A 22,988-nucleotide genomic window follows, 5' to 3' on the forward strand; every position below is an offset into this window, starting at 1 on the left:
TTTTTAAAAACATATTGTTCCGACAAAACCTTTAGCTTCCTTTAACCTGCAAGGTTTCCAAAACCTTGTAGGTTTGCCATTTACTCGCCAACAAATTTATACCTACAAGGTTTTGAAAACCTTGTAGGAAACGTAAACATTAGGCCAAAACAGGCGCCACTCTCGGCTTATAACCCTTCGCTACTTCAGCAATTAATCGAATATGATCCGGAGTTGTTCCACAACAACCACCGATAATATTAATTAAATTATCATCTAAATATTCTTTGATTAGCGCCTGAGTTTGTTCTGGTGTTTCATCATATTGTCCGAACGCGTTTGGTAAACCTGCATTTGGATGTGCCGAAACGTTGAACTGTGTATGCTGAGATAATGTTTTTAAATACGGTTTCAACAAATCGGCTCCAAGAGCACAATTAAAACCAACACTCAATAACGGAATATGTGATACTGAAATTAAGAACGCTTCAACCGTTTGCCCGGAAAGTGTTCTTCCTGAAGCATCGGTAATCGTTCCCGAAACCATGATTGGAATATCCAAATTGCGTTCGTCTTTTACTTCTTCGATTGCAAAAAGTGCTGCTTTAGCATTTAAGGTGTCGAAAATAGTTTCTACCAAAAGTAAATCGCATCCTCCATCCATTAAAGCTTCGACTTGTTGTTTGTAAGCAATACGCAAATCATCAAAAGTTACGGCTCTGTAACCCGGATCGTTTACATCTGGCGACATACTTGCCGTTCTGTTTGTTGGTCCGATGGATCCGGCAACAAAACGTGGTTTCTCCGGATTTTTAGCGGTGAATTCATCGGCTACTTCTCTGGCAATTTTAGCCGATTCGTAATTTAATTCATAGACCAAATCTTCCAGGAAATAATCGGCCATACCGATTGTAGTTCCTGAAAAAGTATTGGTTTCTACGATGTCAGCGCCAGCTTCAAAATAAGCGGCGTGAACATCGCGGATCGCTTGTGGTTGTGTTATGGATAGTAAATCGTTGTTTCCTTTTAACGGATGTGGAAAATCTTTGAAACGCTCTCCACGAAAATCTTCTTCGGAGAAATTATAGCGTTGCAACATCGTTCCCATTGCTCCATCAAGGATTAGGATATTTTTTTTAATTGCTTCCTGAATTGTTATTGCCATGACTTATTTGCCGCAAAGACGCTAAGGCGCCAAGCTTTTTATTTAATTATATTTCTGACATTTAATAAACCTGACGGGTTTTAAAAACCCGTCAGGTTTAAATCGATATTTTGCTTCACATTAATTCCAAAAAATCACTATTGTAAGCTAGCTAGCCCCGATGGAAGCAAATATCCTTTTTATTCTGGGGTTCAGAATAAAAAGATATTGTGTACAGCGGGAACTAATGACAGCAAAAAATGCGTCAATGATTCGCTCATAATACTGAATTCAGTAAAATAATATTGTATGGTTGTCAGGAAGAGTTTTGGAAAATACTTTATGTATTTTGTGTTATCTATCTTAAATACAATGAATTCGTATTAAGTAGAATGTAGCACCTTCTTTATGATAAAGGGTTGCTAAGGTTTCATTGGGTCTTTCCCTCCGCCTTTCGTGATAACTTTCAATAATTTTAAGAACAGTGCAAAGGTATGAAATAGCCTTGCGACTTGCAAGTTTTTTTTTAAGGTTCTGAGGGACTGAGTTGCTAAGGTTCTAAGGATTTTTTTTTAAGGGGTTGAGACAATAAGATGTCGAGCTCCTCAGTTTAAAGTTTGGCATATGTTTTTCAAATATAGCCCACGGTTTCAACCGTGGGAAACGGATCGTAATTTTACATCGTGAGAACAAATTGCGATTATTCATCATGAATATGTATTGTGATATGCAATGCGCTCCAGTGGTTGAAACCACTGGCTATGTTTAAAAAACGAATTCTTATTTGTTAAAAACGAAAAAGCCCAAACCATAAGTTTGAGCTTTATATATAAAAATCTTAGAATCTTAGTGTCTTAGTATCTCAGAACCTTAGACAATCGCTTTCACAACTGCTTTTGGGGCTTCTTTACGAGTTCCGTCGAAACCGTCTACTCCGGAAACTGTTGTATATTTTAATACATATTTTTTACCCGGATTGATAATTGCGTATGCGGCCTGACACATTAAAGTTGCTTCATGGAAACCACAAAGAATCAATTTCAATTTTCCTGGGTATGTGTTTACGTCTCCAATAGCGAAGATTCCCGGAATATTAGTTTGGTAATCTAATGCATTGTTTACTTTAATGGCATTTTTTTCGATTTCTAATCCCCAGTCTGCGATTGGTCCTAATTTTGGCGTTAATCCGAAAAGTGGAATGAAGAAATCTGTTTCGATTTTACGGTGTGCTCCGTTTTCTTCGATATCTAACGATTCAACGTGCTCAGCGCCATTTATTCCGATAACTTCTGCTGGTGTAATTAGTTTAATTTTTCCGGAAGTTTTTAATTCCTGTACTTTTTCTACAGAATCTAAAGCTCCTCTAAACTCATTTCTACGGTGAATTAAAGTTACTTCTGAAGCTACATTTGCCAAAAAGATACTCCAGTCTAATGCTGAATCTCCTCCTCCGGCAATTACAACTCTCTTATCTCTGAATTTCTCCGGATTTTTGATGAAGTATTTTACTCCTTTATCTTCATAAAACTCGATATCTTCTATAAGTGGTTTACGAGGCTCAAAACTTCCTAAACCTCCAGCGATGGCGATAACCGGTGCGTGAAATTTAGTTCCTTTATTTGAGGTTACGATAAAACTTCCGTCTTCTTGTTTTTCGATTGTTTCTGCGCGTTCTCCTAATGTATAACCTGGTTCAAACTGCTTAATTTGTTCTTGTAAATTATCAATTAAATCTCCTGCTAAAACTTCAGGGAAACCAGGAATATCATAAATAGGCTTTTTTGGATACAATTCTGAAAGTTGTCCTCCTGCTTGTGGCAAAGCATCTAAAATATGACATTTTAATTTTAATAATCCTGCCTCAAAAACGGCAAATAAACCTGTTGGTCCTGCTCCAATTATAAGTATATCTGTTTTAATCATTATGGTTGTTGTTTATAATCATTCTTAATAATACAAAGAAACGAATAATTTATTCTACTGCCAATGATTTTTGTCATTGATTTCTTTGCGCAATTTTCTATTCTTTATTTTTTAATGAATTGGTTATTTCATTCATTCTTTTTACCTTTTCTTCAAAGTCGCCTTTTAAGGTTTTGCGATATTCATTAAGATTTTCTACCATTTGGTTGATATCTTCCGGAATTACCTCTTCAAAAAACTCTCTTAACCTTTTAGCGGTTGTTGGCGATTTTCCGTTGGTCGAAATAGCAATTTTTACGTTTCCTTTCGTTACGATTCCGCCTAAATAATAATCACACAAATCTGGTGTATCGGCAATATTGCAAATCAAATAACGCTTTCTGGATAAATCATATACTCTTTTGTTGACTTCTAAATCATCAGTACAAGCGATTACCATATGGCGTTTTTTGAGCATTTTCTTTTTGAACTTAGCTTCCGTCAATTTAATCGAAGGATGACTTTCTGCTAAAACTTTAATTTCTAAATGAAAATCCGGCGCTACGACCTCAACATTTGCATTTGGACTTGACTTTAATAAAAAAGACAATTTTTCCAGTCCCACATTTCCTCCGCCCACAATCAAAACATTCAGATTGTGAAGTTTTAGGAATATTGGATATAATTCGTTTTGTTCCATTTCATTTAATTTTATCCAATCAAAATTAGATGATTTTTATTTTATCGGATTAAATTCGGTCGTTTTTAACCTAATAAATTTAATTCTTTGCATCATTAGATTGAAATCCGAAATCATAATCTCGCGTTCCCCGGGTTGAAATCTGACGTTAATACTATGCGTACATCGGGTTGAAACCCGACGCTACAATATTGTTCATCCCTCTGGGATTTTATTATGTAACCTATTTCCTTTGTGTCAATCAGGTTAAAACCAGACGCTATGAATATTCCCTTTTAATTTTATAGAATGATTTCTTTTGATAGAAATTCTTCGTAAAATCCTTTTAATTTATTGCTTTCTCTCACAACTTCTCCCAGAACGATAATTGCTGGTGAACTTAGTTTCTTCTCTTTTACAATTTCTAAAATTGAATTTACTGTTCCCACTCCCACTTTTTCATCTTTGGTTGTTCCGTTTTGGATGATTGCAACGGGCAAATCTCCTTTGTCTTCTTTTTGAAACAAATCGATAATTTGTGGTAATTTGTGCATTCCCATCAAAATAACAACTGTTGCAGATGATTGAGCAGCCAGAGCAACATCAGCAGATAATTTTCTGTCAGAAGTTGTGCCTGTAATCGCCCAAAAACTTTCTGAAACACCTCTTTTTGTAATCGAAATTCCCTGACTTGCCGGAACTGCAACTACAGAAGATATTCCAGGAATGACAACTGTTTCGATTCCAAAGCTTTCTGCAAATTCTATTTCTTCGCTTCCACGTCCAAAAATAAACGGATCACCACCTTTTAAACGCACTACATTTCCGTAAGTCAATGCATTATCTACAATCAATTGATTGATTTGATCCTGCGTATAAGCGTGATTGCCTATCTTTTTTCCAACAAAAATTTTGATGGAATTTTTAGGAGCGTAAGCCAGTATTTCGTCATTGGCCAATGCATCGTACAAAACCACATTCGCTTCAGCCAATGCTTTTACACCTTTCAGCGTAAGCAAATCCGGATCGCCGGGACCTGCACCGACTAAAGTTACTTTTGGTTTAATATTAAGCATTTGCTAATTCTTGAGCTCTGTATTTTTCTATAATTGCAAAAAACGCAATTCCTTCTTCAATATATTGTTTTGCAAACGCTTCACTCGGTTCATTTTGATTGATTTGATAAACCAATTCTCTGAATGTTGTTGGCAATCCAATTTTATTAGTTGCAATAAAAACAGTATCAAACAAATCAACAATTCCTGCGTGATTATTTGTTTTTTCGTTTTCTGAAAGTAATAATGCTTTTGCACCATTTACAAATCCTGCGTATGCGTGGTAAATAGCATCAGACCATTTTCCTTCGTCGAAAGATTCCTGAGCAAATGTCAATTTATCTTTTGCTTCTAACAATAAAGTTGCCACTAAATCAATCACAACACCGGCACATTCTCCAACTCCAACTGCTTTTACGTAATTGTCTGCATTACCCCAATCCACGAAATCAGCTTCGGTTAAATTGGTTACATCTGCGAAAGGTTTTAGAATTTCATAGAAATATTTCTCTCCTTTTGCATCATAATAATTAAGGAATTTTTCTCCGTTTGCATTTGCATCAAAATCATTTAAGATTGTACGCAAAGCATCTGGTCCTCTACGGCTTGGAATTTTGATTACTTTATCTGCAAAACGTCCTGCGCCGTTTCCTAATCTTCCTCCGCCTAATAAAACCTGCAATGCCGGAGCTACTAGTTTTCCTGAATTGATCGACATTCCCTGAAAACCAATTGCTGACATATTGTGTTGTCCACAAGCATTCATACAACCAGAGATTTTGATTTCAATTTCCTGATTGTTCAAATACTGAGGATATTCGGCATTTAAAACTTTTTCTAATTCTTCTGCAATCCCGGTACTACTTGCAATCCCCAAATTACAAGTATCTGTACCCGGACAAGCTGTAATATCTGCTGTAGAATTATACCCTAAATGAACAAAGTCCAGTTTGGCTAATTCCTGATAAAAGAAAGGAAGATTCTCTTCTTTTACGTGACGTATTACAATATTTTGGCGCAATGAAAAACGTAATTCATTTGCTGCATAATTCTTAATTAAATCGGCTAATAATCTCGCTTTATCCGTATAAAAATCTCCTAATAAAACTTTGATTCCGATAGCATAATAACCATCTTGCTTTTGCTTAATTACATTTGATTTTTTCCACGCTTCATAAGCTTTGGTATCTTCAATTGTAACTTGCGGAACTTCTAATAATGGTTCCGGAATTGCACCTTCAAAAGCGGTTGTGTCAATCTCGTATGTTTCAAAAGCGATTGCTTTTTTCTCTTTTTCAACCAAATCAAGGAAAACATCTCTTCCCATTTCTTTGATTAAGAATTTCATACGCGCTTTCATTCTTTTTGCACGCTCACCATATCGATCAAAAATACGGATGATTCCTTCTGCAGTTGGAATGATTTCATTTGCCGGAACAAACTCTGAAAGTAATTCAGCATGTGCTGGCTGAGATCCTAAACCGCCACCAAACATGATTTTGAATCCGCGAACGCCATCCACAACTTTCGGAATAAATCCTAAATCGTGTAAATAACTCAAAGCAGTATCTTCATCAGATGACGAGAACGAAATTTTGAATTTACGTCCCATTTCCTGACAAATCGGGTTTCTTAATAAATATTGGAAAAGTCCGTGTGCATAAGGCGAAACATCAAACGGTTCGTTTACATCTACACCTGCCAGTTCGCTTCCGGTAATATTACGAACTGTGTTTCCACATGCTTCACGCAACGTAATATCGTCTTTAGCCAAATTTGCCCAAAGTTCCGGAGTTCTGTCTAAACTCACATAGTGAATCTGAATATCCTGACGCGTTGTAATGTGCAGACGCCCTGTAGAATATTCGTCAGAAACTTTAGTAATACGTACCAATTGTTCGCTCGTTACTTTACCGTAAGGCAATTTGATACGAATCATTTGCACGCCTTCCTGACGTTGTCCGTAAATTCCACGCGCTAAACGAAGACTACGAAAACGCTCATCATCAATTTTTCCTCCACGGAATAAATGAATCTTTTTTTCAAGATCGATAATCTCTTTTTGAACTATCGGATTTTCTATTTCTGTTCTAAAACTTTCCATTTTTCTTTAATGCTTTAGGCTTTAGGCAATAAGCTGTAGGCTTTCTTGCGTACCGTGTTATACATTTTTTGCTAAAAGCTTACAGCCTAAAGCTTATTGCTTACAGCAGTGAACTATCTAATGAATCCTACTCCTGCTGTTGTGTTCGTTGCGGTATCAATTAAGATAAAAGCTCCGTTTGATTTATTATCGTTATAGGCATCAAAATATAAAGGCTTGCTTAATTTGATGGTTACTTCTCCAATTTCGTTGATCGCTAATTGCGACGCTTCTTTTGTTCCTGAATAATCAGTTGAGATTGTATTTTTGATACTTTCTACTTTTGCTAAAACCGAGTTGGTGTTGTGCTGTACAATATATTTTGTACCCGCAACCAGTTTTTTACTGTCCATCCAACAAACTGTTGTTGTGATTTCTTTTTCAATTTTTGGAAGTTCAGATGATTTTACAATCATATCGCCTCTTGTAACATTAATATCATTTTCTAATTCGATTGTGATCGATGAACCTGCAACGGCTTCGTCAAATGTTTTATCGAAAAAGTGAATTTTTGAAACTTTTGATTCTGTTAAAGATGGAAGAACTGTTACGGCATCTCCAACTTTAATTGAATTTCCGTATAATTTTCCAGCGTAACCTCTAAAATCATGGTATTCTTCTGTTTTTGGACGAATCACAGTCTGAACCGGGAAACGTGCTTTTCCTGCTTCAAATACATCTGAAGAATGCAATCCTTCTAAATGTTCCAAAACCGTTTGACCATCGTACCAAGTCATATTCTCCGATTTATCAACTACGTTTCCACCGTTGATAGCACTTAACGGAATGTAACTTACGTTTTGCTCTTTGAATGTGCTTTTTGCATTTAATGCCTGAAAATCAGCTTTGATTTTATTGTAAACTTCTTCAGAATAATCAACTAAATCCATTTTGTTTATCGCAACAATTACCTCTTTTACTCGCAATAAATTATTGATGAAAAAGTGACGATAAGTCTGCTCAATTACTCCTTTTCTGGCATCAATTAAAATAATAGAAACCTGAGAAGTCGAAGCTCCTGTAACCATGTTTCTGGTATACTCTACGTGACCCGGAGTATCGGCGATAATGTAACTTTTCTTCGCTGTCGAAAAATAAATATGCGCAACGTCAATCGTGATTCCTTGCTCTCTTTCAGCTACTAATCCATCAGTTGCTAATGAAAAATCAAGATAATCGTATCCTTTTTGTTTACTGCTTTTTTCGATTGCCTCGATTTTATCTGTGGTCAATGATTTTGTATCGTACAATAATCTTCCTATCAAAGTACTTTTTCCGTCATCTACACTTCCTGCTGTTGCTATTTTTAAAACTTCCATCTTAATATTTGTTTCAGGTTTTAATTTTGTTTCAAGTTTCAAGTTTTGAAAAACTTTGTCTAAAATTTAAACCTGTATGTTTTTTTGTTTTTGAATTTTACTGTAGAGATTTTTAATTTTTAATTCTAAATTTTCAATTGAATTAAAAGTACCCTTGTTGTTTTCTTTTCTCCATTGCGGCTTCAGAACGTTTATCATCGATTCTGGCACCTCTTTCAGAAATGGTAGATTCTCTAATCTCTCCTACAACTTCCTGGATAGTTGCTGCATATGATTCAACAGCGGCTGTACAACTCATATCTCCAACGGTTCTGAAGCGAACAATTCTTTCTTCGATTTGTTCGTCTTCTTCTTGATACACATAAGGAGAATGTGACCAGATTAAACCGTCTCTCAAAAAAACTTTTCTTTTATGTGAAAAATAGATTGACGGAATCTCGATGTGTTCTTTTTCGATATAACTCCAAACATCTAATTCTGTCCAGTTCGAAATTGGGAAAACACGAACGTTTTGACCATTTTCTATTTTTCCATTCAAAATATCAAACAATTCCGGACGTTGGTTTTTTTCATCCCATTGACCGAAATCATCACGAACAGAAAAAATACGTTCTTTTGCTCTTGCTTTTTCTTCATCACGACGCGCGCCACCAATACAAGCATCAAACTTAAATTCTTCGATTGCATCTAAAAGTGTTGTTGTCTGCAAGCTGTTTCTACTAGAATATTTACCAGTTTCTTCTACCACTTTTCCTTCATCAATAGCATCCTGAACATTACGAACGATTAACTCTAATCCTAATTCTTCTACCAATTTATCTCTGAAAGCAATTGTTTCAGGGAAATTATGTCCCGTATCAACGTGTAAAAGAGGAAACGGAATCTTTGCAGGGAAAAATGCTTTTTGTGCCAAACGCACTAATGTTATAGAATCTTTTCCTCCAGAAAAAAGTAAAACCGGTTTGTCAAACTGTGAAATTACTTCTCTGAAAATGTATATTGCTTCACTCTCTAAAGCGTTTGTTTTTAATACTGAACTCATTGTTTTTTTGTTTGATATTTTGTTTGTTTCAGGTTTCAAGTTTCAAGTTTTTGCTTGATTCTGATACTTTCAACAATTTATTCTATTCTCTATATTCTTTATTCTATTCTCCATCGGGTTAAAACCCGACGCTACAATATAAATCGTTCCTCCGGAACTTTAAATCTTAATTCTTTCCTCTTTGTTATATTCTCTTTACTCTATTCTCTTTACTCTATTCTCTTGCTTCTTTATTCTTTCTTAGCGCTATGCAAACCACATTCTTTATGACTTGATTCCCACCACCATCTTCCGGCTCTGATATCTTCTCCGGGAAAAATGGCTCTTGTACATGGCGCGCATCCTATACTTACGAAACCTTGTTTGTGTAAAGCATTTTGAGGAACATTGTTTTCTGTTAAATACGTTTCAACTTCTTCTAAAGTCCATTTTAATAATGGATTAAATTTGATGATTTCGAAACCTCCATCGTATTCAAACAAATTCAAATCTTGTCTGTTTTCCGATTGTTCTGCTCTTAAACCTGTTATCCAAACTGAATTTCCAGCTAAAGCTTTTCGTAGCGGAACTACTTTTCGAATAAAACAGCATTCTTTTCTGTTCTCTACCGATTCGTAAAAGCTATTAGGCCCTTTTGTTTTTAGTAAATTTTCTACCGCTGTTGCTTCCGGAAAATAAACCTCAATTGGTCTTTTGTACTTTTTTAATGTTTTATGAAAAACATCATAAGTTTCCTGAAATAGTCTTCCGGTATCTAATGTAAAAATGGTAATATCAGTATTACTTTTTGCAATAAAATCTGTAATTACCTGATCTTCCTGACCAAAAGATGTTGAAAAAGTCACTTTTCCCGGATATTCATTTGCTAAAAAAGCTAATGTTTCGTCAAGCGAAAGATCTTTTGTTTTATCTAATAATGATTGTATAATTGTCGCGCTCATATTCTCTTTCGTTCCTAAAAAATCGATTACAATAATTTAGATAATGTTTTTAAACTCAATAATATAATTAAAATTCCAACCGCAATCATCATTGGTTTTCTTTTGATTTTATTTACAAGGTAAGCTCCAAGTGGTGCTGCAATTACACCCCCTAAAATCAAACCGATGATTACCTGCCAACCGTGAATTCCTCCAAAAAGCATGAATGTAATTCCGCTTGCAAACGAAATGGCAAATTCTGCCGCGTTTACAGAACCAATAGTGTAACGTGGATTTCTCCCTCTTCCTAATAATGTAGAAGTTACAATTGGTCCCCAGCCTCCACCGCCAACAGAATCCATAAAACCTCCAAAAGCAGCCAAAACACTTAATTTTTTAGTTTTCTTTTTTACAATTGTTTTTTTCAATGCTTTTTTTATAATAATAACAGCCAAAATAATCATGTAAACTGCAATAAATGGCTTGATAAAATCTCCATTAATAACATCTGATAGTAAATAAGCTCCGGTAATTGAACCTAAAACTCCCGGAATCAATAAATGCTTTACCAGTTTTTTATTGATGTTTCCAAAACGATGATGAGAAAGTGCCGATGCTCCTGTTGTAAACATTTCAGATACATGGACCGCTGTACTACTCACAACAGGCGGAACCCCATAAGCCAATAAAAAAGAGGTTGAAGTTGCTCCGTATCCCATTCCTAAAGTTCCGTCTACCAACTGAGCAAAAATACCAATAAAGAAAAAAACCAAAAACTCCTGATTAAATCCTGAAACAAAACCATTCCATGAAAAGTCAGCATAATGATTGTAGATCAAAGTACTTAACAACCCTACAAGTAAAACTACTGGTATGATAACCCATAATTTTTCTTTTATCGACGTATCAGACTTTACATCAACGCTATTTATTTTCAGTTCTTTCTCCATATTTCTATGTTTCTTTTTTAAAAAATCTATTACCCTATCGGCTTACTAGATTACTTTGCAAAAATACTACTTATTTCTAAATATCAAAACAATATTTTTATTTTTTTAACCCATTAATAATCCATTAATTACACTATAACGAAATATTTAAAGTTTCAACGGAATAATTTAACAAATAACAGCATATTTCATCTTATTTAAACAACAAGCATTTACTAAATATTTGGTTTTTAATTACATTCTTAATGTCTACCATTTCCATAGGATAATTATAAAATTGTTGTTACTTTTACGCCAAATATTTATTATGGATTTTCAGATTGGTCTTGTAATTGCAGGTTTAGTGGTTGGTTTTGTTGTTGGATTAACAGGTGTTGGCGGAGGTTCTTTAATGACTCCGATTTTATTATGGTTTGGTATTCCACCAACCACAGCAGTTGGTACCGATTTATTATATGCTGCTTTTACCAAAATGGGAGGCGTATTTGTCCATCATAAAAAAGGAAACATCAATTGGTCTATTACTGGCTGGCTTACACTTGGCAGCGTTCCCGCAGCTTTGCTTACACTTTGGATTTTAAATAGTATTAAAACTGATATTTCAACTATAAATGCTGTAATAAAGTACAGTTTGGGATGGGCACTTCTTTTTACATCAGTAGCTATTTTGTTTAAAAAGAAACTACTTATATATTCTCAAAAACATGCCGGAGATAAATTTCACAGCGAAAGTCATACACAAAACATGCTCACTATTGCAATTGGAGTTTTATTAGGCGCAACGGTAACTCTAACTTCTATTGGTGCCGGAGCTCTGGGTACGGTTACTTTATTTTTCCTTTATCCGCTTTTACCAACACCTCGTTTGGTTGGAACCGAAATTGCGCACGCTGTTCCCTTAACTCTTGTTGCCGGAATTGGACATGCCTCAATGGGAAATTTAGATTTGGTTTTACTTGGTCAATTATTAATGGGATCTCTTCCTGGAATTTTTATAGGAAGCATGTTAAGCGGAAAAGTACCCGATTTATTGCTGAGAAATGCCATTGCGATAATGCTTTTTATTGCCGGATATAAATTGATTTTCTAGAATAAAATTCCAATCCTGCAAAATTTTCAAAACTTTGTAAATATGATTCTAATAGATATCTATTTAGAAATATCTAAGGATCAACGCTAAATGTTGTGGAGAAACATTAAAGATTTATACATCCTAATTGTTTTTTAACGCAGAGATCACAAAGGTTTTTCGCAGAGTTCACTAAGATTTAAGTTGTGTTTACACAAGCTAAGTACACAAAGCTTTGTGAACTTTGTGTTTTTTAAAGTTCTTAGATAAAAATCTTTGTGATCTCTGCGGTAAAAAATATTTAACGTTATACGATACTTACATAGATATACCTACAAGGTTTTGAAAACCTTGCAGGACAAAAATAAAAGACCTTTCCATTTACTGAAAAGGTCTTTTTTTTATTGAGAACAGAAATTGACTAAAATGCAATATCTGCCAATGAATTACTTTCAAGAATTTTAAGTGTATTATCACGAACTTCGGTCATTAAACGTCTTGCAGCGCATGTAGATTCATCATCGCAATCATCGCATCTTTCGTAAAAGTTATGACTCGCACAAGGCAACAATGCAATAGGTCCTTCAAGAATGCGATAGACTTTGGCCATGCTAATGTCTTTCGGGTCTTTTATCAGATAATAACCACCGCCTTTTCCTTTTTTAGCACCAAGAAAACCTGAATTTCTAAGTAACAGCAAAATACTCTCTAAAAATTTTATCGAAATATGTTCACTTTTGGCAATTTCGGCAATTTGCACAGGCTCGTTGTTTTCGCGTCTGGCCAAATAAGTTAAAGCTTTAATTCCGTATTTTGTTTTCTTTGAAAGCACGTATATAAATTTTAGATTGTTGAGTTTAGATTTTAGATTTCTGATCCAAATCTACAAACCTTATATTTTTCTGCAACAAAAATAGCTTTTTTATACGAGAATACTAAGAGAATGGGGTTTTAAATTCTACTTAACCTATCAAATTATTTCTTCAACTTAAATTCATGAAACAACTTCATTTTAATTAAGCAAAAAAAGTAGAAATCTGACATTCTTCTTACGCCTCTACTTCCTGAACTCCAATTAAATTAAACTCATGAAACGTTTTTAAATTTTCTACCAGATCTTTTTTGTTAACTACATATGTATCAGATATTGTATCATGCCAACCTCTACCTGAATCACCTAAAAAAGAAAAAGCTTCAAATGGAATTAAACGACATAAACTTCTTTTCAAAAAAGTACCAAAAGATGGTTTTTCACCGTTTTCATTTACCACAATTGTACCTGTAATAAGTTTTGCCAATGATCTTCCTAAAAACCCTTCTGTAATTGTATAATAAAAAATTGTAACTCCAATAAAAACTACCTGGCCACTAAGATCACCCATATCACTTAACCAAAGTAATATTCCGTTCCATTGAAAAAGACCAGCTAAAATGGCCAATATGAAAGCTAAAGCAAATATTAAGCACATAATAAAAATAATATCTAAAATATAATTTAGGATACGGCTTCCTTTAGAAGCGAACAATTCTTCGTCAATAATGTAAGTAGAGTTACTCATGTTTGGTTTGGTTTTAAGTTTATGATTATTAATAGTATTTGAATTTTAATTCAAACAAAAATATACTTTTTACTCAAACTATTACAAAATAGAATAACGATTTTTAACAGTAATAGAATTACAGCTAAAAATCGTTATTTATATTTAATTCCGATTTAGTTTTAAATCAGAAATCTAAAAATCTACCATTATCTAAGAAAGTGCCTGATCTAAATCGGCGATAATATCTTTTACAGTTTCCAAACCTACAGAAACACGCACTAAACCTTCTGTAATTCCTACTGCCAGCTTTTCTTCAACAGACAATTTACTGTGCGTTGTTGAAGCTGGATGCGTTACAATAGTTTTCACGTCTCCAATATTTGCCGAAAGCGAACATAATTTTATCTTGTCTAAAAATTTTCGTCCGGCTTCGATTCCGCCTTTAATTTCAATGGCAATGATATTTCCTCCTAAAAGCATTTGTTTTTTGGCAATCTCATATTTTGGATGCGATTTTAAAAACGGATATTTAATGCTTTCTACATTTGGGTGATTTTCTAAAAACTCCGCTACTTTTAAAGCATTTTCGCAATGTTTATCAACACGAACTGCCAGAGTTTCTAAACTTTTTGACAAAACCCAGGCATTAAATGGTGACATTGCCGGTCCTGTATTTCTTGAAAAAAGGTATATTTTACGAATCAATTCAGCTTCCCCAACTGCAACTCCGCCTAAAACACGTCCCTGACCATCGATTAATTTTGTTGCTGAATGGATCACGATGTGAGCACCATATTTAATAGGCTGCTGAATGTATGGCGTGGCAAAACAATTGTCGATTATTAAAATCAAATTATGCTTTTTTGCGATTTGCCCCAATAATTCCAAATCTACTACATCGACACCTGGATTTGTTGGTGTTTCTGCATATAAAATTTTGGTATTTGGCTTGATGAAACTTTCTATTGTTTCTGGTTTATTGATATCAAAATAAGAAGTTTCAATTTTCCATTTTGGGAAATAAGTCATAAACAACGCATGCGTAGACCCAAAAACACTTCCTGCAGACACAATGTGATCGCCAGAATCCAATAAAGCGGCAAATGTAGAATATATCGCTGCCATTCCGGTTGCAAAAGCATAACCAGCTTCGGCACCTTCCATTGCACACACCTTGTCAACAAATTCTGTGGTATTTGGATTACTGAAACGAGAGTAAATATTGCGGACTTTTTCTTCTGTAAAAGAGGCTCGCATATCTTCGGCATCCTCAAATACAAAACTCGATGATAAATACAAAGGAGTTGAATGTTCCTGAAATTGTGTTTTTTCTAAATGTGTACGGATGGCTTGTGTTTCAAAACCAAATTCTTGTTCGTTCATTTTGTTTGTTTTTCTTGTTTCATGTTTCAAGTTTCAAGTTTTCTGCATTGCCTAAAACAAGAACTTAAAACTTAAACTTTATAGAGCATTAGTTAATCTTCATCTAAAAATTATCTAATTCTCTAATTGACTCATTTTCTAATTATAAAGCTTCGTTGTTCAACACAACTTTGTATTTAATTGTTGCTGTTGGCTCAACTGTTTTGGCAACTGAACAATATTTTTCGAAAGAAAGCTGTGCAGCGCGTTGTGCTTTTTCAGGATTAATATCGCCTTCTAAATAAAAAACGACATTGATTTCTTTAAAAGGTTTTGCTTCGTCAACTTGCACGCGCTCGCCTTCGACCTCAGCATTAAAGGATGTTATTTCCTGACGTTGTTTCTTTAAAATCGAAATCATATCAATAGCACTGCATCCTGCAACTCCCATTAATACTAATTCCATCGGACTTGCACCTAAATCGCTTCCGCCAAATTCGGCTCTGCTATCAACATCAACTACATGACCTCTTTCATTTTTTAGTTTGAAATGAAACGCGTCGTTTACTCTGTTTAGGGTTACTTTCATTTTTTTTTGTTTTTTGTTTTTGTTTGAGCTCAAATCAGAAATCTAAACTCTGCAATCTAAAATCGATATTATCCTTTATCCGACAATCTCAAAATATCTCCAAATACTCCTCTCGCTGTAACCGCAGAACCTGCACCGGCTCCCTGAATAACTATTGGACGATCTCCGTACGATTCTGTGTAAATTTCGAAGAAAGAATCAGAACCTTTTAATCCACCTAAGGCAGTATCTGAAGGAACAGAAACTAATTTTACTTCCAGGTTTCCTTTGTCATTTTGCAAATCTCCAGACAATTCGCCAATGTATCTTAATACGTGATTTGGCTTTTGATCGGCTTTTATTTTATCGTAAATTGGGTCGAATTCTTTTAGTTTTGTCAAGAAATCAGAAACATTTCCATCACGTAAATGTTCCGGAATTAAATTCTGAATCGAAATTTCTTCAAACTCGTTTTGCAAATCTAATTCTCTGGCCAAAATCAATAATTTTCTTCCCACATCATTTCCGCATAAATCTTCGCGTGGGTCTGGTTCTGTGTATCCGTTATCAATTGCTTCTTTTAAAATTTCGCTAAACGGAACATCTTTTGCAGAAAAATTATTGAATAAATAACTCAAAGTCCCGGAGAAAACTCCTTTTATTTTAGTAATGTTTTCACCAGAAAGGTGTAATAATTTTATCGTATCAATTAATGGCAATCCTGCACCAACATTGGTTTCATACAAATAATTCTTTTGATTTTCTGCCAAAGCTTTTCTCAATTCTTTATAAAAACCATAGCTTAATGTATTAGCAACTTTATTTGAAGAAATCAAGTCGAAACTGCTTTCTATAAACGGAATATAATTTTCTACGAATGAAGCACTTGCCGTATTATCAATCGCAATTAGGTTTTCTAAATGATGCTGATTGGCGTAAGCAATAATATCCTGAATGGTGTAAGCAAGACCTTCTTTTTCAATGTCAGTTTTCCAGCTTGAAGTTACGCCATTTTTATTTAAAAGTAATTTTTTAGAATTGGCAATTGCAAAAACATTCAATCGAACATCTTTTCTTTTTTCGATAGCTGCCGCTGATTCTAAAATCTGATTGATTAAAGTTCCTCCAACTAAACCATGACCGATAATCGCGATATTGATTTTTTTAGAAACCCCAAAAATCTCACCGTGAATTACGTTTAACGCTTTATGAAGCTCCGATTTTTTAACCACCAAACTCACGTTTTTACCCGTAACGGTGTTGTTAAACAATATTGGAACAATTTTATTTTTGATTAATGCCGTGTAAGGTTTATGGAAAGTGCTCAAATCCTGACCAATAATTGAAATTACAGATACATTATCTGTTACTGTAATCTGGTTTACATCTTTAGAATAAAAATCATTTTCAAACTCTTTTTCTAATTCAACCATTGCGGTTGTCGCTTTATCAGTTGCCACTACAAGACCAATTCCTCTTTCTGAAGAACCTTGCGAAATGATACTTACGCTGATATTGTGATCGCCCATTACTTTAAAAATTCGGGCATCAACGCCGGCTTTTCCAAGTAATCCGCGACCTTCAAGATTTACAAGAGAAACATTCTCTAATACCGAAAGTGTTTTGATTCCTTCTTTTGCAGAATCTGAAGTAATTAAAGTTCCGCGATTTTCGTGATTAAAAGTATTTAAAATACGAAGCGGAATGTTTTTTTCTAATAATGGAATAATTGTTTTTGCGTGCAAAATTGTTGCTCCAAAATTGGCTAATTCGTTTGCTTCGTTAAATGAAAGAAATTCGATTTTTTTAGCATCGGCAACCAAATCAGGATTTGCTGTGTAAATTCCGTCAACGTGTGTAAAGTTTTGTAATTCTTCGGCATTCAAATAATTAGCAATTAACGACGCAGTATAATTACTTCCGTTTCTTCCTAAAGTTGTGGTGTCGTTATTATTGTTTGAACCAATAAAACCGGTTACAATATTTACGGTTGAACCGTTATGTTCTTTAAAATAATTGACAACATTTTTCTTCGAAAGTTGTTCCAGAGGCTGTGCATCACCAAATTTAGAATCTGTTTTTAGCAATTCTCTTGCATCAACAAAATTGGCCGGAATTCCTTTTTCTTTTAAAATTGAAGTCAATAATTTAGCCGAAAGCAATTCGCCTTTAGACAAAATCTGATCTTTAATTTTATTGCTATAATCGCCAATTAAGCTTACACCTTCAAAAAGTTTTTCTAAAATGGTAAACTCTTCAGATAAATCAACTTGTGGATAATCTGAAATTTGATAGATTTTAAAGTTTTCGAATAATGGCTTATAATTTCCGTTTTTGGCAGCAATTTTTAAAATATATTCTAATTCATCTGTAGCATTTCCGCGGGCAGAAACTACAACGGCAATTTGTTCGCCCTGATTTACTTTATCTGAAATAATTGAGACAACTTTGTTAAGTCCTTCTCCGTTTGATAATGATTTACCTCCAAATTTTAATACTTTCATTTTATTTTGCTATTGTTTCTGCCTTAAAAATATCGGCAAGTAAATGATCTAATTGTTTGTACTCGATTAAAAAAGCGTCATGTCCGTGAACAGAATCTATTTCGTTATAAAAAACATTGTCTTTGAACTTTTTTAATTCCTGATAAGTTTCTCTGTTTTCTTTTGCCGTAAAAAATAAGTCAGAATTAATTCCGATAATGTGAATTGTGGCATTTGTTTTTGATATTAAGGTTTCGAAACTCTCACTATTTCGAGTAATATCTATGGTTTTAAGCAACTGGTTCATTAATTTATAAGAAGCCAATTGGTATCTTTTTTGCAATTTGTCTCCGTGATGCGCCAGCCAGCTTTCTATATTAAAAACAGAAAGATTTGGGTTTGTCGTACGTTGAAATTTTTCTTTGAATGATTCCGGAGATCTGTAACACAACATTGCATGAATTCTGGCATCTTCAATTGGTCGTGATGAATTGTTCAGGATTTGTTCCTGTAAAAAGCAATTGGCAATCATCCAGTCTGTCGATTTCCAGTCGGTTGCAATTGGAATCAGGTTTTGAGTTATGTTTGGTTTTAATGCCAGCATTTCCCAGGCAATTCCACCGCCAACAGAACCGCCAATGATTGTATGAACCTGAGTTATATTTAAGGCATCCAGTCCTTCAAGAAAAATTCTGGCAATATCTCTGGTTGTAAAATCCTGGTAATTTTCGATGATAAAAGAATCGGTTCCGTTACCTGGAACGTTGAATGCAAGGACTGAGTATTTTTCTGTATCAATTGTTTTTCCTTCGCCAATTAAGTCATTCCACCAGCCATTTTCGCCTGTAACCTGAGCATTCCCTGTCAAAGCATGATTGACCAAAACAATAGGCGCGCTATATAATGGCAAACCAAAAACGGTAAAGCTTAAAGGTAACGAACGGTAAAGTGCACCATTTTCGGTGGTGAAATTTTGTATGCTAATGGGGTTTGGTATATTTTCCAATTTCAAATCTGTTGTATTATTGATTTGTATCTGGAAATATTAGAAAGAAAAAACTAGTATGAAACTAGAAAAATTCTTGTTGTTATCTTTCCACGTTTGGCGTGGTAGAATGCAGCACCTTCTTCGCTTTACCGAAGGGTTGCTAAGGATTCATCGGGTCTAATCCCTCGTCCTTTCTTTATAACATTTCAATACGTTTTTGAACTTAAAGGTGCAAATTAACTACTAATTTCTTAAACAAACAAATTTTATCGAAACTGATTGCTCAATTTCTTAAACATAATTCAAACTAAAACTATTGTACGCAAAAATTTACCGAACAATTTGCCCAGTAAAATTAAGCAGGTTTTCCCTTATCCTATGATGCTTTTCGATTTAGATAAAAAGCGTTTCATTTTCTTTTGAGTACATCAAAAACAATAAAGAGTTTGGCTCTTTTTTCTCTTCTTTTTTATCTGTTTCAGTTATTCCGAACCTTGGATGGATCAATTCGTTCTTTGGCGGCGGCGGATTGTTTCTTTTAGTTCTGTTTTTCAATGTTGAAAATGTTTTTGCGATGTAGTTTAATGTACTCATGATATTAAGTTTTAGTTTGTTGTGTGTTATTATGTTTACTATTCGTTTATTATTGTGTTAAGAAGCCAAATGAAATAAAAAAACCCTTTTGGATCGGGATACCAAAAGGGTTTAAGTTTTTCAAACTCATATATTCTTTTAGTATCAACAGACGCGTACGCAAATAAATGCGACAGAGAACATCTTGTTCATCTGTAGGGATTTATTCATCTGTGATTTATTTATTGTTTTAAATTCTTGCATTTTCTTATAAAATTAAAAAGCCTCCAAAAAAATTATCGGGAGGCTTTTGCATATGTTTTTATTGTTTTCTTACAATTTAAGCAAAAGACTTCCCAACGGTTTTAACCGAAATGGCGCAAAACATTTTATAGACATTTAAGTTCATTGATTCAGTAGCTTTTGGGTTTAACAAATATGGCAATATTATTTTAATTACGCAAATAAAAAACAATAAATTAATACGAAAATCCGACAAAAAACTACTTTTTTTCGATATAAAACATCTTACAAAACTTTTGTTACACAAAATAGAAGTAAAAACTTACAAATAATTGATTTACACCTTAATATTTCCACAAATCAGTTTATCAAAGAACATTTTAAAGCATTTTTTAATTTGACTTTAAAGCCAAACTGCTTCCTTATTTTTAATTTTTTCGGCAACTTTTAAGATGTCAGTTATAATTCCTCTTGAAATTGCCTGTTTACAAGCCGAAGCACTCTGAATTACGATTGGAACATCGGCATATGATTGTGTGTAGATTTCAAAAATAGTATCAGAACCTTTTAATTGTCCAATTGCCGATGCTGCAGATTCTGAAACCAATTTCACTTCCAATGTATTTTTCTCTACATCAAATTCGCCAACGTATCTCAAAACATGATTATCGGCCTGAGTGATTTTTGAAATTTTAAAATATCGGTCAATCGCTTCTTTATCAAGAATTCCGTTTTTCTCTAAATGTTCTTCTTTAATAATAGAATTGATTTTAATATCCGACAGTTCAAAATCCTTTCCAATTTCTCTGGTCAGAATGAGCAGTTTTTTTGCGGTATCATTTCCGGATAAATCTTCTTTAAAAGTAGAACGCATCAATCCTAACAAACTGGCATCTTTTAAAACAGAAGAAAAAGTGGTTTCTTCATTCGAAAACCGATTAAAAACATAACTCAGATTATCAGAGAAAACACCCCGAATCCTGGTTATTTTTTCTCCCGAATAATACAAATCTCTCAAAGTCTGCAAAACCGGAAATCCGGTATCAACCGATGCTTCATACAAAAACTCTTTGTCGTACTTTTTAAGATTTTCCCGTATTTCTTTATAAAGATCAAGCGGAAGCGTATTTGCCTTTTTATTTACCGCTACAATATTAAATCCATTTTGAATCAATGTATTATAATGACTTATCAATTCATCGCTCGCCGTGGCATCAACGGCAATCAAATTTTCAAATTCGTTTTCTTTTGCAAATTCTATGATATCTTCTACTTTAAACGGAACAGCCAATTGCACAAAATTGGTTTCCCAGGCATATCCAACGCCTTCTTTCTCGAAAAAAGCAACGGTAGAATTGGTGATTATCGGAAAATGAAAATCGATGTTTTTACTTTGCAGAAAAAATTCCTGACTTTCAATTATCTGATTGATCAAAGTGCTTCCGATATTTCCAATTCCGAAAAGGATAATATTTATTTTAAGCTTTGACATAATTTTAATTTTAATTTATTAAACCATATAAGTTATATAAGTTCATATAATGTGTCAACGATTATAATTTAGACGCACTGTTGTGCGTCTCTACTTATATGGTTCAAAACTTTTATACTGAATGCTTTTCTCATAAAAAATCACCTTTAGCAAAAACTCACTCGCTAAAGGCAATTTTTCAAACAAAAAACAAAAAAACCTAATTTTTATTGATGCTGTATTGCGATTGTGTAACACTTGCAAATACAGTTTCCAAGTCTGCGATTAAATCTTCAATATCTTCGATTCCAACAGAAAGTCTGATCAAATCTTTTGAAACTCCCGTTTCAAGTTGTTCATCATCTGTAAGTTGTTGGTGCGTTGTACTTGCCGGGTGAATAATTAATGATTTTGTATCACCAATGTTTGCCAGCAATGAGAATAATTTTGTTTGATCTACTACTTTTTTGGCCGCTTCAAAACCTCCTTTTAATCCAAAAGTGATAATTCCGCTTTGTCCTTCCGGAAGATATTGTTTGGCTAAATCGTAATATTTATTGTTTTTCAGACCCGGATAATTTACCCAAACCACCTCATCTTGTTTCTCTAACCATTCGGCAAGAGCTAAAGCATTTTCGCTGTGTTTTTTAATTCGGATTGGCAATGTTTCTAATCCCTGAATAATCTGGAAAGCATTAAACGGACTCAAAGCAGATCCGAAATCACGTAATCCTTCAATTCTTGCTTTTGCAATAAAAGCAGCATTTCCTAAAGCTTCGTGATACACTAATCCATGATATCCGGCAGAAGGTTCTGTAAATTCAGGGAATTTTCCGTTAGACCAGTCAAAAGTTCCGGCATCGATAATCGCACCGCCTAATGAAGTTCCGTTTCCGGCAATATATTTAGTTAAAGAGTGAATTACTATATTCGCTCCGTGTTCAATTGGTTTTAACAAATAAGAAGTCGCGACAGTATTATCTACAATAAACGGCACTTTAAATTTTTTGGCTTCCGCCGAAATAGCTTTCAAATCCAATACATCCAATTTTGGATTTCCTAACGATTCTACGAAGAAAGCTCTTGTATTTTCTTTTGCCGCTTTGGTGAAGTTTTCTGCTTTTGCAGGATCAACAAATGTTGTTGTAATTCCTAAACGAGGCAAAGTCACTTTTAATAAATTATAAGTTCCGCCATATAAACTATTTGAAGCCACGATATGATCTCCGGCTTTTAGCAAAGTCAGGAAAGTCGTCGCAATTGCCGATGCTCCGGATGCTGTAACTACGGCTGCAATTCCGCCCTCAAGCGCTGCTAAACGTTGTTCCAGAACATCATTTGTTGGATTATTCAATCTTGTGTAAATAAATCCGGCTTCGGCAAGGCCAAATAAATTGGCAGCGTGATCAGCATTATTAAATACGTATGACGATGTTTGGTAAATTGGCACTGCTCTTGTACTTCCGTTTTTAGTTACGTCGTGTCCTGCGTGTAGTGCGTTTGTTGCAAATTTTTGTGTGCTCATGATTTCTTAGTTTTTAAATATTGTTAAATAGA

The 22,988-nt window shown here is 34.3% G+C and carries 19 protein-coding genes and 2 riboswitches; of the genes, 1 reads left to right on the forward strand and 18 read right to left on the reverse strand.

The annotated features are described in order from the left end of the window. Nucleotides 1-139: 139 nt before the first annotated feature. From AC4FQ3_RS07670 to AC4FQ3_RS07710, 9 genes are all read right to left on the reverse strand, one after another. Nucleotides 140-1,144 carry a homocysteine S-methyltransferase family protein gene (locus tag AC4FQ3_RS07670; protein ID WP_491181477.1) on the reverse strand — a complete coding sequence of 335 codons (1,005 nt, stop codon included), beginning with the start codon at nt 1,142-1,144 and terminating at the stop codon, nt 140-142. 330 nt (nt 1,145-1,474) lie between these two features. Beyond that, nucleotides 1,475-1,589: riboswitch (SAM riboswitch) on the reverse strand. A gap of 404 nt (nt 1,590-1,993) precedes the next feature. Next, nucleotides 1,994-3,046, reverse strand: a complete 1,053-nt coding sequence (locus tag AC4FQ3_RS07675; RefSeq protein ID WP_042566166.1) for an NAD(P)/FAD-dependent oxidoreductase — start codon at nt 3,044-3,046, stop codon at nt 1,994-1,996. Between the two features lie 97 nt (nt 3,047-3,143). After that, entirely contained in the window at nt 3,144-3,725 is a 582-nt protein-coding gene (locus AC4FQ3_RS07680; RefSeq protein ID WP_491181478.1) for a precorrin-2 dehydrogenase/sirohydrochlorin ferrochelatase family protein, read from the reverse strand. A 281-nt stretch (nt 3,726-4,006) separates the two neighbouring features. Then, nucleotides 4,007-4,780, reverse strand: a complete 774-nt coding sequence (cobA, locus tag AC4FQ3_RS07685) for a uroporphyrinogen-III C-methyltransferase (RefSeq protein WP_491181479.1) — start codon at nt 4,778-4,780, stop codon at nt 4,007-4,009. Next, nucleotides 4,773-6,863, reverse strand: a complete 2,091-nt coding sequence (locus tag AC4FQ3_RS07690) for a ferredoxin-like domain-containing protein (protein WP_491181480.1) — start codon at nt 6,861-6,863, stop codon at nt 4,773-4,775. The genes cobA and AC4FQ3_RS07690 overlap by 8 nt, the downstream gene beginning before the upstream one ends. Before the next feature lie 113 nt (nt 6,864-6,976). Beyond that, nucleotides 6,977-8,221, reverse strand: a complete 1,245-nt coding sequence (locus tag AC4FQ3_RS07695; protein ID WP_491181481.1) for a sulfate adenylyltransferase subunit 1 — start codon at nt 8,219-8,221, stop codon at nt 6,977-6,979. A gap of 142 nt (nt 8,222-8,363) precedes the next feature. Further along, nucleotides 8,364-9,281 (reverse strand): sulfate adenylyltransferase subunit CysD, encoded by a 918-nt coding sequence (gene cysD, locus AC4FQ3_RS07700; protein ID WP_305809585.1) that lies wholly within the window; start codon nt 9,279-9,281, stop codon nt 8,364-8,366. A 212-nt stretch (nt 9,282-9,493) separates the two neighbouring features. Then, nucleotides 9,494-10,204: a phosphoadenylyl-sulfate reductase gene (locus tag AC4FQ3_RS07705; protein ID WP_491181482.1), complete on the reverse strand. Its 711-nt coding sequence runs from the start codon at nt 10,202-10,204 to the stop codon at nt 9,494-9,496. A 26-nt stretch (nt 10,205-10,230) separates the two neighbouring features. Further along, complete coding sequence (locus AC4FQ3_RS07710; protein ID WP_491181483.1) at nt 10,231-11,133, reverse strand: sulfite exporter TauE/SafE family protein; 903 nt, start codon at nt 11,131-11,133, stop codon at nt 10,231-10,233. Between the two features lie 307 nt (nt 11,134-11,440). Between AC4FQ3_RS07710 and AC4FQ3_RS07715 the strand changes: the two genes are divergently transcribed. Then, nucleotides 11,441-12,223 carry a sulfite exporter TauE/SafE family protein gene (locus AC4FQ3_RS07715; RefSeq protein ID WP_491181484.1) on the forward strand — a complete coding sequence of 261 codons (783 nt, stop codon included), beginning with the start codon at nt 11,441-11,443 and terminating at the stop codon, nt 12,221-12,223. Between the two features lie 400 nt (nt 12,224-12,623). Here AC4FQ3_RS07715 and AC4FQ3_RS07720 read toward each other — a convergent pair whose 3' ends face one another. From AC4FQ3_RS07720 to AC4FQ3_RS07760, 9 genes are all read right to left on the reverse strand, one after another. Beyond that, nucleotides 12,624-13,034, reverse strand: a complete 411-nt coding sequence (locus AC4FQ3_RS07720) for an RrF2 family transcriptional regulator (RefSeq protein WP_008466594.1) — start codon at nt 13,032-13,034, stop codon at nt 12,624-12,626. 217 nt (nt 13,035-13,251) lie between these two features. Further along, nucleotides 13,252-13,761, reverse strand: a complete 510-nt coding sequence (locus AC4FQ3_RS07725) for an RDD family protein (protein ID WP_491181485.1) — start codon at nt 13,759-13,761, stop codon at nt 13,252-13,254. 192 nt (nt 13,762-13,953) lie between these two features. Then, nucleotides 13,954-15,126, reverse strand: coding sequence for a trans-sulfuration enzyme family protein (locus AC4FQ3_RS07730; protein ID WP_042566294.1), 1,173 nt, complete (start codon nt 15,124-15,126; stop codon nt 13,954-13,956). A 142-nt stretch (nt 15,127-15,268) separates the two neighbouring features. Further along, nucleotides 15,269-15,694 carry an OsmC family protein gene (locus AC4FQ3_RS07735; RefSeq protein WP_042566157.1) on the reverse strand — a complete coding sequence of 142 codons (426 nt, stop codon included), beginning with the start codon at nt 15,692-15,694 and terminating at the stop codon, nt 15,269-15,271. A 68-nt stretch (nt 15,695-15,762) separates the two neighbouring features. Continuing rightward, a complete protein-coding gene (thrA, locus tag AC4FQ3_RS07740) occupies nt 15,763-18,177 on the reverse strand; it encodes a bifunctional aspartate kinase/homoserine dehydrogenase I (RefSeq protein WP_491181486.1) in 2,415 nt (804 codons plus the stop codon). A gap of 1 nt (nt 18,178) precedes the next feature. Then, on the reverse strand, nt 18,179-19,162 hold the full coding sequence (locus AC4FQ3_RS07745) for an alpha/beta fold hydrolase (protein ID WP_243396782.1): 984 nt from the start codon (nt 19,160-19,162) through the stop codon (nt 18,179-18,181). Between the two features lie 79 nt (nt 19,163-19,241). Continuing rightward, a riboswitch (SAM riboswitch) is annotated at nt 19,242-19,349 on the reverse strand. 188 nt (nt 19,350-19,537) lie between these two features. After that, complete coding sequence (locus AC4FQ3_RS07750; protein ID WP_042566154.1) at nt 19,538-19,738, reverse strand: hypothetical protein; 201 nt, start codon at nt 19,736-19,738, stop codon at nt 19,538-19,540. A 625-nt stretch (nt 19,739-20,363) separates the two neighbouring features. Then, a complete protein-coding gene (locus tag AC4FQ3_RS07755; RefSeq protein WP_491181487.1) occupies nt 20,364-21,452 on the reverse strand; it encodes a homoserine dehydrogenase family protein in 1,089 nt (362 codons plus the stop codon). A 199-nt stretch (nt 21,453-21,651) separates the two neighbouring features. After that, nucleotides 21,652-22,956, reverse strand: coding sequence for an O-acetylhomoserine aminocarboxypropyltransferase/cysteine synthase family protein (locus AC4FQ3_RS07760; protein WP_463459032.1), 1,305 nt, complete (start codon nt 22,954-22,956; stop codon nt 21,652-21,654). Nucleotides 22,957-22,988 lie beyond the last annotated feature (32 nt).

Source organism: Flavobacterium sp. AK-345 (assembly GCF_058310175.1).